At 59.7% G+C, this 12,131-nt stretch carries 11 protein-coding genes and 1 rRNA gene; 7 read left to right on the forward strand and 5 right to left on the reverse strand.

Annotation, left to right across the window (positions count from 1 at the left end; genetic code table 11):
• From rrf to ACP7EE_RS09425, 4 genes are all read left to right on the forward strand, one after another.
• Positions 1-110 (forward strand): 5S ribosomal RNA (rrf, locus tag ACP7EE_RS09410); the annotation flags it as partial.
• Between the two features lie 149 nt (positions 111-259).
• Positions 260-919 carry a paraquat-inducible protein A gene (locus tag ACP7EE_RS09415; protein WP_420650823.1) on the forward strand — a complete coding sequence of 220 codons (660 nt, stop codon included), beginning with the start codon at positions 260-262 and terminating at the stop codon, positions 917-919.
• Entirely contained in the window at positions 906-1,529 is a 624-nt protein-coding gene (locus ACP7EE_RS09420) for a paraquat-inducible protein A (RefSeq protein WP_420650822.1), read from the forward strand. Before ACP7EE_RS09415 ends, ACP7EE_RS09420 begins: the two co-directional genes overlap by 14 nt.
• Complete coding sequence (locus ACP7EE_RS09425) at positions 1,522-3,825, forward strand: intermembrane transport protein PqiB (RefSeq protein WP_426205717.1); 2,304 nt, start codon at positions 1,522-1,524, stop codon at positions 3,823-3,825. The genes ACP7EE_RS09420 and ACP7EE_RS09425 overlap by 8 nt, the downstream gene beginning before the upstream one ends.
• Positions 3,826-4,033: 208 nt before the next feature.
• Here the strand turns inward: ACP7EE_RS09425 and mksF are convergent, their stop codons facing one another.
• From mksF to mksB, 3 genes are read right to left on the reverse strand one after another with little or no spacing between them, the layout of a single operon-like run.
• Positions 4,034-6,874 (reverse strand): Mks condensin complex protein MksF, encoded by a 2,841-nt coding sequence (gene mksF / locus ACP7EE_RS09430; RefSeq protein WP_426234328.1) that lies wholly within the window; start codon positions 6,872-6,874, stop codon positions 4,034-4,036.
• Complete coding sequence (gene mksE / locus ACP7EE_RS09435) at positions 6,871-7,572, reverse strand: Mks condensin complex protein MksE (protein ID WP_426234329.1); 702 nt, start codon at positions 7,570-7,572, stop codon at positions 6,871-6,873. The genes mksF and mksE overlap by 4 nt, the downstream gene beginning before the upstream one ends.
• Positions 7,562-8,839: an Mks condensin complex protein MksB gene (mksB, locus tag ACP7EE_RS09440; RefSeq protein ID WP_426234330.1), complete on the reverse strand. Its 1,278-nt coding sequence runs from the start codon at positions 8,837-8,839 to the stop codon at positions 7,562-7,564. The genes mksE and mksB overlap by 11 nt, the downstream gene beginning before the upstream one ends.
• Positions 8,840-9,058: 219 nt before the next feature.
• Here mksB and ACP7EE_RS09445 point away from each other — a divergent pair, with 219 nt between their 5' ends.
• Both ACP7EE_RS09445 and rimI read left to right on the forward strand, forming a co-directional pair.
• The gene (locus ACP7EE_RS09445; RefSeq protein WP_426205811.1) at positions 9,059-9,802 is read left to right on the forward strand and encodes an energy transducer TonB; all 744 of its coding nucleotides are present in this window, start codon (positions 9,059-9,061) and stop codon (positions 9,800-9,802) included.
• Positions 9,795-10,247, forward strand: a complete 453-nt coding sequence (rimI, locus tag ACP7EE_RS09450) for a ribosomal protein S18-alanine N-acetyltransferase (protein WP_426234331.1) — start codon at positions 9,795-9,797, stop codon at positions 10,245-10,247. Before ACP7EE_RS09445 ends, rimI begins: the two co-directional genes overlap by 8 nt.
• A gap of 52 nt (positions 10,248-10,299) precedes the next feature.
• On the opposite strand, the gene ACP7EE_RS09455 is transcribed toward rimI, so the two are convergent.
• A complete protein-coding gene (locus ACP7EE_RS09455; protein WP_426234332.1) occupies positions 10,300-10,707 on the reverse strand; it encodes a serine kinase/phosphatase in 408 nt (135 codons plus the stop codon).
• A gap of 141 nt (positions 10,708-10,848) precedes the next feature.
• Here ACP7EE_RS09455 and can point away from each other — a divergent pair, with 141 nt between their 5' ends.
• The gene (gene can / locus ACP7EE_RS09460) at positions 10,849-11,493 is read left to right on the forward strand and encodes a carbonate dehydratase (protein ID WP_420650816.1); all 645 of its coding nucleotides are present in this window, start codon (positions 10,849-10,851) and stop codon (positions 11,491-11,493) included.
• A 9-nt stretch (positions 11,494-11,502) separates the two neighbouring features.
• On the opposite strand, the gene ACP7EE_RS09465 is transcribed toward can, so the two are convergent.
• Positions 11,503-12,027 carry a lysine methyltransferase gene (locus ACP7EE_RS09465; protein ID WP_426234333.1) on the reverse strand — a complete coding sequence of 175 codons (525 nt, stop codon included), beginning with the start codon at positions 12,025-12,027 and terminating at the stop codon, positions 11,503-11,505.
• Positions 12,028-12,131: the final 104 nt, after the last annotated feature.

The raw sequence follows: 12,131 nt of genomic DNA on the forward strand, positions 1-12,131 counted from the left end.
GACCATAGAGCATTGGAACCACCTGATCCCATCCCGAACTCAGCAGTGAAACGATGCATCGCCGATGGTAGTGTGGGGTTTCCCCATGTGAGAGTAGGTCATCGTCAAGATTAAATTCCGAAACCCCAATTGCGAAAGCAGTTGGGGTTTTGTTTTGCGCGCGGGAAAGTTTTTGCTGGTAATAGCGAACAAAATTGCACAGTTATTTTCGAAGCAGAACACTAGAATAGACCCCATCTTTTTCGGAGCCTGAGCCCTTATGTCAGATTCGGTTGACGCCCCTGGGCTGTCAGATTTACCGCTGGATGACTTGGTGGCCTGCCATGAGTGCGACTTGCTGATGCGCAAGCCCGAGCTTGCTCGCGGCGAGAAAGCCCTCTGCCCTCGCTGCGGCTATGAGCTATACGCCCATCGCCACAACGTGGTGCAACGCAGTCTGGCACTGGTCATCGCGGCACTGCTGCTGTACGTGCCGGCGAACTTTTTACCCATCATGCAACTCAATCTACTCGGACAATCGTCGCAAGACACCGTGTGGAGCGGCGTAGTCGGGCTGTTCAATACCGGCATGCAAGGTGTGTCAGTAATCGTGTTCTTGTGCAGCATGGCGATCCCGCTGCTCAAGCTTTTATGCCAATTGATGGTCCTGCTGACGATTCGTTTCAACGTCGGCCGCAGTTACGGTTTGCTGCTCTACCGCATTTATCACCACATGAAAGACTGGGGAATGCTTGAGGTTTACCTAATGGGCGTGCTGGTAGCGATCGTCAAACTGGCAGATATGGCAGCCATCACTGTCGGCCTCGGCCTGGCATGTTTTATCGGCTTGTTGTTGGTTCAGGTCTGGCTCGAAGTGGTGATGTCACCGCATCAGATCTGGCAGGCGTTATCAGGAGAGGATGCCCATGCGGGCGATTGATGCAGGCATTCTGATTTGTACCGAATGCCACGAATTGAACAAACAGGACGCCGGCACCGAAGAGCAGACCTGCACCCGCTGTGGTGCCTTGGTTCACGCCCGTCGCCCGAACAGTCTCGTTCGCACCTGGGCGCTGCTGATCACCGCCGCGATTCTGTACATCCCGGCCAACGTGCTGCCGATCATGACGGTCAGCTCGTTGGGGCAAGGTGATCCAAGCACCATCATGTCTGGCGTGATCCAGTTGGTGCAGCACGGCATGATCCCGATCGCCGCCGTGGTATTCATCGCCAGTATTGTGGTGCCGACCTTCAAACTGGTGGGGATTGCGCTGCTGCTGTTTTCGGTGCAGCGCCGTCAGCCATTGTCAGCACGCCAGCGCATCTGGATGTACCGTTTCATCGAGTTCATCGGCCGCTGGTCGATGCTCGATATTTTTGTGATCGCCATTCTGGTGGCGGTCGTCAACTTCGGCCGGCTTGCCAGCGTCGAAGCCAATCTTGGCGCCATCGCCTTCGCCAGTGTGGTGATTCTGACGATGCTCGCCGCAGTAACTTTTGATCCCCGGCTGATTTGGGATAACACGGAGTCGGATGCCGACCATGACTGATTTGCCTGTAGCGAAAACCCGACCGGCCTCGAACTGGTCGGCCATTTGGGTCCTGCCCCTGATTGCGCTGATCATCGGCGGCTGGCTCGGCTGGCGTGCCTATAACGAAACCGGCATCGAGATTCAGGTGCGGTTCGAAAGCGGTGAAGGCATCCAGGCCAACAAGACCGAAGTGGTCTACAAAGGCATGTCGGTCGGCAAGGTCAAAACGCTCAAGCTCGATGACGAAGGCAACTCCAAAGGAGTGATCGCCACGGTCGAGATGAACAAGGACGTCGAGCAATACCTGAAGACCAGCACGCGTTTCTGGCTGGTCAAACCGAGCGTGACTCTCGCGGGTATCACCGGTCTGGAAACCCTTGTCTCCGGTAACTATGTGGCGATCAGCCCCGGCGAAGGCGAGCCGAGCCGCAAGTTCAAGGCGCTGGCCGAAGAGCCACCGCTGTCTGATTCCAAGCCCGGCCTGCACCTGACCATCAAGGCTGATCGCCTGGGTTCGCTGAACCGTGGCAGCCCGGTGTTCTACAAGCAGATCAAAGTCGGCCAGGTGAAAAGCTATCTGCTGTCGGAAGACCAGAGCACTGTCGAACTCAAAGTCTTCATCGAGCCGACCTACGCCAAACTGGTGCGCAAACACACGCGTTTCTGGAACGCCAGCGGCATCAGCATCGACGCCAACCTGTCCGGCGTCAAAGTCCGTAGCGAATCGCTGGCCAGCATCGTCGCCGGCGGTATTGCTTTCGCCACGCCGGAGAATCGCAAGGACAGTCCGCCGACCGATCCGAGCCTGCCGTTCCGTCTCTACGAAGACTTCGACGCTGCCGCCGCCGGTATCCGCATCAAGGTCAAACTCAGCGACTTCGAAGGTCTGCAAGCTGGCCGCACACCGGTCATGTACAAAGGCATCCAGGTCGGCAATCTGAAAGCGCTGAAGGTCGATCCGGATCTGAACAGCGCAACTGCCGAGTTGACCCTTGATCCATTGGCTGAAGATTATCTGGTCGACGGCACGCAATTCTGGGTGGTCAAACCGTCGATTTCCCTGGCCGGTATCACCGGTCTCGAAGCTCTGGTGAAAGGCAACTACATCGCCGTGCGCCCGGGCGACAAAGGTGCTGCCCCGAAGCGTGAGTTCGAAGCCCGGCCGAAAGCGCCGCCGCTGGATCTGCGCTCGCCCGGTCTGCACCTGGTGCTGTTCACGGAAAATCTCGGCTCGCTGGAGGTTGGCAGCCCGATCCTCTACAAGCAGGTCAAGGTCGGTTCGGTGCAGAGCTACCAGTTCTCGCGGACCAAAAAGCAGCTGGTCATCGGCGTGCACATCGAGAAAGAATACGAAGGTCTGGTCAACGCCTCGACGCGGTTCTGGAATGCCAGCGGCATTACGCTGACCGGCGGCTTGACCGGCGGCATCCAGGTGAAAAGCGAATCCCTGCAAAGCCTGATGGCTGGTGGTATCGCCTTTGAGACGCCGGAAGCCAAGGCGCCATTGCAGAAGCGTATTCCTCGCTTCCGCCTGTTCGCCAATCATGACGAAGCCAATCAAAAGGGTGCCGTGGTCACGATCAAGGTCGATCGTGCTGACGGTCTGCGCAGTGGCACGCCGGTGCGCTTCAAAGGGCTCGACGTAGGCAAGATCGAAAGCGTAGATCTGACCGACGATCTGCAATCAGTGATCCTCACTGCACGCATCACCGAAGTGCCGGAGCGCATTGCCCGGGTCGGCAGTCAATTCTGGGTGGTCAAACCGGAGCTGGGTCTGATCAAGACTTCGAATCTGGAAACCCTGGTCACGGGGCAATATCTGGAAGTGCAGCCAGCCGCGAAGAACCTCGGGCCGCAGAAGAACTTCGTCGCACTGGCCAGTCCGCCGGAAGTCATCAAACAGGAAGCCGGTTTGAGTCTGGTATTGAGCGCCGCGCGTCGAGGTTCGCTGAAGCCGGGCGTGCCGGTTACTTACCGCGAAATCACTGTGGGCAAAGTCACTGGTTATGAACTCGGGCAAACTGCCGACCGCGTATTGGTGCACATTTTGATCGAGCCGAAATACGCGCCACTGGTGCGCGGCGGTACGCGGTTCTGGAACACCAGCGGTGTCGGTTTCGATATCGGCCTGTTCCAGGGCTTGACGGTCCGTACGGAGTCTCTGGAAACCGCGATTCAGGGCGGCATCGCCTTCGCCACGCCGGACGGCGAGCGCATGGGTAACCCGGCTCGCGCGGAGCAGACCTTCCCGTTGTTCGACAAGTTTGAAGATGAATGGCTGACCTGGGCGCCGAAGATCTCCCTCGGTAAGTAACCTCAAGGTTATTCGGCGTCTGGAAGGACGCCATCGCTGGCAAGCCAGCTCCCACAGTGATTGGCGGTGTACACAAACCCTGTGCTCGACACGAAACCTGTGGGAGCTGGCTTGCCAGCGATGAGGGCCTCAAACTCAGCACAAATCCCAAGCCATAAAAAAGGGCCGCGATCCCATCAGATCGCGGCCCTTTTTTTGCGCGTGTCAGTTAAACCGCATCCAGCTCCGGTTCATCCGCTGCAACATTCACAGTAGCCTTCACCGCATCATGCCGACGGATGTACTTCCAGTCCGACTCATCAATGTAGATCCCGGCCGGACCGCTGCCACCTTCAAGGTCAATCGCAACACTGGCGCAGACCTGCGGCTTCACGCTCGCCAGAATCGGCACGAAGCCCAGTTGCAGGCTGGTTTCCAGCAAGGCTGCCTGGTTTTTCTCGTCGATGTCCGCCGCCTCGTCGAGGTAGTACGGCAGGCGCACGCGGCCGGCGAGGTCGCGATCCATCAAGTGCAGCAACAAATACATGTTGGTCAGCGCCTTGATCGTCATGGTGGTGCCGTTGGACGCCGCGCCATCGATGTCGGTGTGGATAACCGGCTGGCCATTGACCTTGGTGATCTCGAACGCAAGCTCGAACAAGTCTTTGAGACCGAGCTGGTTGTGGTTAGCCGCAACCAGTCGTGCCAGATACTCCTTGGCCTCTTCGTTCTTGTTGTCCTGCTCCGCGCTCTGGCTCAGGTCGAACACCGACAGGGTCTCGCCTTCTTCGTACTGACCGGCACTGTGGATGATCTGGTCAATGTGCTTGAGCGCTTCCTTGTTCGGCGCCAGCACAATGCGGAAGCTTTGCAGGTTCGAGACCTGACGCTTGTTGATCTCGCGGTTGAACAGCGCCAGTTGATGCTCGAGGCTGTCGTAGTCGCTGCGGATGTTGCGCAGCGTGCGCGCGATATCGGTGACCGCTGCACGCCGCGCCTTGCCCAAGGTCAGGGCTTCGTCGGTGCGGTGCGCGTAAGCGTTGATCAGCAGCGACAGACGGCGCTCCATGTCATCTTCGCTGTCGAACTTGGCCACGCCTTTAAGGCGTACCTGCGCATACAGCGCTTCAATCTGGCCATCGGCGCGCAGCAGGCCTTGCCAGCTGTCCTGGTAGTCGTTGAGCAGCGGCAGCAGGTTGTCCATTGAGTCGTCAACCGGATCCATGAACGGCGTACCGAACGGCAGATCCGCCGGCAACAACTGACGACGACGCAGTGCATCGTCGAGGGTCCGTTGCTTGGCTTCCATGTCGGCGATCTGCCGGCCGACCAGTTGCAGCTTGGCCGACAGTTGCTGGACGCGCTCGGTGAACGCATCGCTGGAGCGCTTGAGTTCGTCCTGCGCGGCTTCCATCTGCGCCAGTTGCTCGAGTTTGTCGCCTTCTTCGGCGCTCAGCGTCTGCGCACGACGGAAGTCTTCCAGGGCTTTCTGCGCATCCAGCACCTGCTGATACAGCGCTTCGGTCTGGGTCTTGCTCGCGGCGCGGTCGGCAGCCACGGCTTGCTGGGTTTTCAGTTGCTTGAGCTCTTTGTCCAGACGCTCTTTCTGATCGCGCAACGCCGCACGGTCGGCCAGCGCTTGCAGAGCTGGCGGCTCGATATTCGACAGGTCGATCGACAGCCCCGGCACTTCGAAGCGCTCGCCTTTGAACGCGTCGAGAATCAGCTCCATGGATTTCACCCACTCGCCGTTCTCGTCGAGGGTGATGCCGTGTTCGCCCAGCGGCAGGCTGAACAGCGCGCTGTTGAACAGGCGCATCAGGCGCTCGACGTCCTGCTGCGAAAACTCTTCGCGCAGATGCGCGTAGCTGTTGTTGTCGGCGTGATCGAGTTGCTGCTTCACCGACTTCAGGCGTTTTTCCAGATCGCGCAGGCGCTCTTCCAGATCCTCGGCGCTGAACTGGCGGGACTGCGCGAGCGCACCGGCCAGTTCATCGTGAGCATCCTTGGCCGCCAACAGTTGCTGCTCCAGCACTTTGACGTCATCGACCAGCGCGAAGCGATTCTTCAGCACCGACAGTTCGCCGAGCCAGCGCTGGATGCCGGAGATTTCCCGCTCCAGACGCATCAGTTCCTGGGTACCGCCACGCTGATCGTTTTGCAGACTGTCCTGCTCGCCACGGTAGTGCTCGGCCTGAATCGTCAGCTCTTCCTTGCGCGCACCGGCGTAATCCGACCAGGTACCGAGCAGCGAGTCGAGCAGCGGTGACAGGCGATGCAGTTTGCCGCGCAGCAGGTCGCGCTGTTTTACGCCATTGGCCAAGGCTTCGACCAACGGGCCGGCAGCGACCAGCGAGTTGTAGTCCTGCTCCATACGTCGTACGTCGCGGAAGGCTTCTTCACACGCGGCGATGTAATCAACGCTACCGGAACGCAGGCTGTGCTCGAAGGCATCAAGGAACAATTGCTTGAGCTTGGCCGCAGTGATTTCGCGCATGTGCAGCAGGTTGATGAACAGTGCGCGGAAGGTCTTCAGGCTCTGCTCGCTGGTGGAGCGCAGCGGGATCAGGGTCAGGTCGAGCGGAATCGAAGTGTGGCCGCCAACCAGCAAACGGCGCAGTTCGTCAGGTTTGAGTTCATAGGCCTTCAGGCCTTCGCGCTCAAGGTTGTTGAACAGCTCTTTTTGGCGCAGGCAGGTGTCGTCTTTCTGATAGTGCGCCAGATCGAGCTTGCCGGCGTAAGCGAAGAACTGGTGGCCGAAACCGCCGCCCGGGCCACGACCGACTACACCGATCACGTGCGGGCCGTGCGGCAGATTCACTTCAACCAGGATGTAACTGGTATCCGAGGCAAAGTAGAAGCGCCGCGATTGTTCGAGGCTGTACTTGCCGAAACTCATGTCCGACATGCGCGCCAGAATCGGGAATTGCAAGGCGTTGATCGAGGCGGATTTACCGAGGTTGTTCGCGCCGTAAACCGACAGCGGTTCTTCCAGCGGGAACAGACCGAGGCTGTAACCGGCGGTGTTCAAAAGGGCGAAGCGGCGGATGCCGTAGCGTTCCTGGCTCATGCGTCGGTCTCCTGTTCTTCGGCAATGGCGCGGGCCAGTGCGTCTTCTTCGCTCTCTTCGGAAAATTCGCTCAAGTCGAGCGGATCGTCAGTTTCCAGCAATCGAGCATCAGCTTCATCGTCGATCAGCACCGGAACCGGCAGCGGCAGAACGCTGTGCACGCTGGCCGCCAGATCGCGGTCTTGTTGCACCGACAGACACACGTCGAGGAAACGGTGCATCGGCGGCAGGAAACGGTACACGCCGTTCTCTTCACCAGCGAAACCGAGCTGGGTCATGCGGCGCATGATTTTTTCTTCCAACTCTTCAACGGTCTGCACTTCGGCCTGAATGAACAGGTCGCGGTACTTTTCCAGCAGCGACGGCAGTTCCTCGCGGCCGAGGCTGCCGCCATCGAGCACGGCAATCGGGTCGCGGCCCTGATCGGCCAGATGCTCGACCACGATAAAGGTGAACAGCGCCAGACGCTGCGCAGTCTTGTTCACCGCAGCAGCGGCCAGATCCGGCACGAAGTAGTAGAAACCACGGGTGTCACAGACCAGTTCAAACCCCAGCGCCTTGAACAGCGTGCGGTACTGATCCTGGAAGTTCGACAGTTGCGCGTACAGCTCCGGGTCGCGGCGGCTGACGTGGTAGCCCTTGAACAGCTCGCGAAAAATCGGCGCGAGTTGGGACAGTTCGGATAGATCAAGATGCATTGGGGATGCTCGCAGAATCCTCGGCGGCGGTGTCGCGGGCCGAGAGCAGGGCGAAGGAGCGCAGGCTGACCTGGTGCTCATGAGTGTGGTAATCGCGGCGTTCCAGACGCTCGCGCTTGAAGCGTTTTTCCCGCGACAGGCGCGAGAACCAATAAAGCAATTCGTCGGTGGCGCCGTCCGGTTCCTGTTCCAGCAGCCAGACCATCAAATCCGGCATCGGCAAGGCGTCTTCGCAGCGCTCGAGCATCTCGCGCACGGTGCGCGGCGCGCGTGGCGCTTCACCTTTGTGAGTCTTGTGCGCCTTGGGGAAACGCGCCGGTTTCGGCTCGAAACGCGCAAGGGCGTAGACGTAGGCTTCGACCTGACTGGCGCTGCCGAGGAAGGTGCTTTGCGGTCGGGTGAACAGCGGCATCGCAGCTTGCGGCACGGCGTCGATGCCTTTACGGCGGATCGCCGCGAGTGCCAGTGCGGCGCCACGGGTCACGGCGTTGTGCCGGCGCGCTTCTTCACGCAACGGCAGCAGCAATTCGCGGGCGTGACGCAGGGTCAACTGGGCGCTGGTCTGCATTTCGAGGATGCGCGCGTGGGTGCGCAGCAGCATGTCGTCATCCACCAGATGGCCGAGGCGTTGCTGTTCGCTGAGCATTTTCAGCAGCACGTTTTCGACCTTGCGCACGCCTTGCTCGAAGGCGCCGTCGGCATTCACCAGATCGATCATCGGTTCGACGTATTCGTCCCAGGTCGCCAGCACTTCAGCGTAGCGCTGACGCAGCGGGATCTGCCGGTCGCTGGTCTTGGCCCGTTCAGCCACGGCCACCAGCGCCTGCTCGTCGTTGTCGAGTTTCTTCAATACGTCGCGCACGCGCATGTCGAGCAAGCGCAACTGGCGCGCCAGATCGTTGCCATCGCGGATGTCGAACGCGTCCTGAATGTAACCGGCCAGACGTTCGAGATGGCGCAGGTAGGCTTCAATCTCCAGGCACAGACCGAGACGGTGCTCGCGGCGCAGGTAGGCGAGAAAGTCGTGAATCTGCGCGTTCAGCTCGAAACGGTTCGGGCTTTTCGCCACGGGTACCAGAATGTCGAGACGAATCCACACGTCGAGCAGGCTGGTGATGTCCTGCGGCGTGCTGTCGAGTTGTTGGGCGGCCAGTTGCGTGCGCAGTTCGTTGAGGCTCAGTGTGCCTTGGTCGAAGTGCTCGCACAGTGGCTCCAGAAGTGCCCAGTGTTCAGCGAGGGCGCGCAAGACGCGCTTGGGTTCGATCATCGGAATGGCCGGCTGGTTGGCGATTAAAAGCCGCGATTGTACTGCATCACGAAGGATGCGATTCACTCTCGGGACGGGCTGTCGCTTTTCTTTGCGTCAAAGGTATCGATCAACCGCAAGCGATCTTCAGCGAAGGGCGGTAGAATCGGCGCACTTCAGTTATCCACAAGTGGCCGACCCTTGCTTATCGAGTCCCGCCGCCGCGCCTATTTGAACGCCATGCAGGTGGTCAACTGGCTGCCGCGCACCGAATTGCCCTTCGCCGCACCGTCGCGGCCCGAGCTGCTGGAAATCCTCGAACCTGAGGTTGTGGCGCCGCCGATTCCGGCTGCGCAGGCCGAAGCTCCGGTGCAGCCGGTCGCGCGCCCGGCGGAGCGGGCGAAGATCGAAGTGCCGCGTCCGACGCCGTCCACCGCTCGTCCGACGAAAGCGGTCGAGTCTGTGGACGACGCGCCCGTAGTCGCCAAACCGGCGCCGGTGCCGCCGCCACGTTTTGCCCTGCAGTTGCTGCGCGCCGGTAAATGTCTGCTGCTGGTGGAGTTACCCACAGGCGATTCGTTCCAGACCCGCGACCCTGCCTATCTGCTGCTCAAAGACATGCTGCGCGCCGCCGGTCTGCCGGATGCACCGCAGATTGTCGGTGAGCCGGTGCGCTGGCCATTACTGGTGCGCGGCAACATGGATCAAGGTCCGGAAGCGGCGCGGGATTTCGTGCAAGGCTTCCTTTCAGTACAAATGGAAACCGCACCTTGCGCCTGCCTGTGGTTGATCGGCCTGCCCGCAGTACGTTTTGCTGGCGAGGTAGACGCCGAGGCGTTCAACAATGAATTGCAGATCGAAGGTCTGGGTACGGCATGGGCCGTTCCGGGGCTGGAATTATTGATGGAAGAGCCACAGCGCAAAGCCGCCGTGTGGCAAGCCATGCGTCGGCTGATGGCGCGCTGGAAAGAATCGAATGAGTGACGCTGTAACGTTCCGCCCGATGACCGAAGCCGACCTCGACGCTGTGTTGAAGATCGAATTCGCGGCTTATAGCCATCCGTGGACGCGGGGGATCTTTCTCGACGGACTGGGCAAGTACCAGATCTGGCTGATGTTCGAAGGCGAGCAGCAGGTGGGGCACGGCGTGGTGCAGATCATTCTGGATGAGGCGCACCTGCTGAACATCACGGTCAAACCGGAAAATCAGGGGCGCGGGCTGGGGCTGACGTTGCTTGAACATCTGATGTCGCGCGCTTATGCGGCTGAGGCGCGTGAGTGTTTTCTGGAAGTGCGTGACAGTAATCGCTCGGCGTTTCGCTTGTATGAGCGTTATGGCTTCAACGAGATCGGCCGGCGTCGGGATTACTATCCGGCGGTGGGTGGGCGCGAAGATGCCGTGGTCATGGCCTGCACCCTCGTCGATTGACCTAAAAACATCGCGGGCAAGCCCGCGATGGCGTCCAATCAGGCGCTGGAGATCAGCGGTTGCCGTCCAACGGTTCGCGCCGCGCCAGCTCTGCTTCATCCAGGCCATTGCCGCCGCCGATGTCATCTTCATCGACCAGGCTCAAATCCCAGTCTGCCGGATTGTCTTCTCCGGATTCATGCGCGTCTCTGGCGCCATCCTCGCGAATCAGCGTTTCCGGACTCAGATCATCGTCGGTATTTTCGTGGTCAGAAGTGGATGCACCAGTGAGTCCCGCTTCGCGCACACGTTCGGCCGGCATCAACCGCTCGCGTTCACCTTCCGGTAACTCATCGCCGATCTTCGCGCTCGACTCATCGCCGTCGTCAAAATCCAGCTCCCGCACCGAGCCCATGCGGTCTTCGTTATCATCGATCGGTTCCGGTTGCACCGCATCGTACGGACGTCGTGAATCAGTCATGGCAATTCCTCATACTGTGGGCCTTACTAGGTGGACTCACCGGGCTCACGAGAAATTCCAACGAAATCACCGACAATCCTTGCGTGACCCCAAAGGGCGGTCGTCTGTCATACCTGCGCATCTTTCTTGAGGGCTCACAGCATGAACGAATTACAAGACCTGATTGATAACAACGAACGTTGGGCCGAGGCGATCAAGCAGGAAGATCCGGATTTTTTCTCCAAGCTGGCTCGCCAACAGACCCCTGAGTATCTGTGGATCGGCTGCTCCGATGCGCGGGTGCCGGCCAACGAAATCGTCGGCATGCTGCCGGGCGATCTGTTCGTGCACCGTAACGTGGCCAACGTAGTGCTGCACACCGACCTCAATTGCCTGTCGGTGATTCAGTACGCAGTCGACGTGCTCAAGGTCAAACACATCCTGGTCACCGGCCACTACGGCTGCGGCGGCGTGCGTGCATCGATGCAGGATCGTCAGCTCGGCCTGATCGACGGCTGGCTGCGGTCGATCCGCGATCTGTACTACGAGAAGCGCGAAGAGCTGGCCAAGCTGCCTACCGAAGAGGAGCAAGTTGATCGCCTGTGCGAACTCAACGTGATCCAGCAAGTGGCCAACGTTGGCCACACCAGCATTGTGCAGAACGCCTGGCATCGCGGACAGAGCCTGTCGATCCACGGCTGCATCTACGGGATCAAGGACGGGCGCTGGAAAAGCCTCAACGCGACGATCAGTGGTCCTGAGCAATTGCCGCCGCAGTATCGGTTGCGTCCGGTTGGCGCGCCGTAACCAGGCGGCTCAGCGAAAACCCTGTTTACGCCAGTCTTGCAAAAAACGCTGGCCCTCGGCGTTGGGTGTTTCATCAAAGCCATAGATCCAGCCGCGGCAACATGATGCGCCGCAACCGCAGGCGAACTGGCATCGCAGTTTGCCCTCGGTTGCCGCGTAGTCCATGGTCAGCGAGTCGCCTGGGTGAATGTCGATCAGCGCCCACAGCCACAATTCGCTAAGGTCGAGAAACACGTTTGGATAGCAGGAATGTCTGAACAGTCCAAAAAAGCGCGGATCGTAAATGTGGACGCCCGGCGCCATTTGTCGGGAGCGTTGGCAGGGGTAGGGCACCAGTTGTCCGGAAACCCTGCACATGCGGCTGATGCGCAAAAAATTCCGACACGCGACGACGTCCGTAGCGATACCTTGGCCATCGCGGACGATATTGAAATCCTTGGCCGATGGAAATCCCAGGCGAACGGGAAGCCTGGAGGATAGGTAGATCCCTTCCGAAGGCGGGGGTGGGTGACCTTGCAACGCGGCAGTGTTCATAACGATCCCTGTCCTGGGAGTGTTGCGACTTCCGTAGGCTGACGTCCTGTCAGTCCTGCAACACAGTTATTGGATCCAAGAATCCCCTATACGGAATCAACGGT

The organism is Pseudomonas sp. TWP3-2 (genome assembly GCF_049897765.1).
In the GTDB taxonomy this organism is placed as follows: Bacteria; Pseudomonadota; Gammaproteobacteria; order Pseudomonadales; family Pseudomonadaceae; genus Aquipseudomonas.

What these genes read in the sequence shown, in the direction of transcription:
- can (WP_420650816.1), top strand. Translation starts at nt 10,849, where the DNA reads ATGAACGAATTACAAGACCTGATTGATAACAACGAACGTTGGGCCGAG.
- rimI (WP_426234331.1), top strand. Translation starts at nt 9,795, where the DNA reads ATGAGTGACGCTGTAACGTTCCGCCCGATGACCGAAGCCGACCTCGAC.
- ACP7EE_RS09465 (WP_426234333.1), bottom strand. Translation starts at nt 12,027, where the DNA reads ATGAACACTGCCGCGTTGCAAGGTCACCCACCCCCGCCTTCGGAAGGG.
- mksF (WP_426234328.1), bottom strand. Translation starts at nt 6,874, where the DNA reads ATGAGCCAGGAACGCTACGGCATCCGCCGCTTCGCCCTTTTGAACACC.
- ACP7EE_RS09455 (WP_426234332.1), bottom strand. Translation starts at nt 10,707, where the DNA reads ATGACTGATTCACGACGTCCGTACGATGCGGTGCAACCGGAACCGATC.
- mksB (WP_426234330.1), bottom strand. Translation starts at nt 8,839, where the DNA reads ATGATCGAACCCAAGCGCGTCTTGCGCGCCCTCGCTGAACACTGGGCA.
- ACP7EE_RS09445 (WP_426205811.1), top strand. Translation starts at nt 9,059, where the DNA reads ATGCAGGTGGTCAACTGGCTGCCGCGCACCGAATTGCCCTTCGCCGCA.
- ACP7EE_RS09425 (WP_426205717.1), top strand. Translation starts at nt 1,522, where the DNA reads ATGACTGATTTGCCTGTAGCGAAAACCCGACCGGCCTCGAACTGGTCG.
- mksE (WP_426234329.1), bottom strand. Translation starts at nt 7,572, where the DNA reads ATGCATCTTGATCTATCCGAACTGTCCCAACTCGCGCCGATTTTTCGC.
- ACP7EE_RS09415 (WP_420650823.1), top strand. Translation starts at nt 260, where the DNA reads ATGTCAGATTCGGTTGACGCCCCTGGGCTGTCAGATTTACCGCTGGAT.
- ACP7EE_RS09420 (WP_420650822.1), top strand. Translation starts at nt 906, where the DNA reads ATGCGGGCGATTGATGCAGGCATTCTGATTTGTACCGAATGCCACGAA.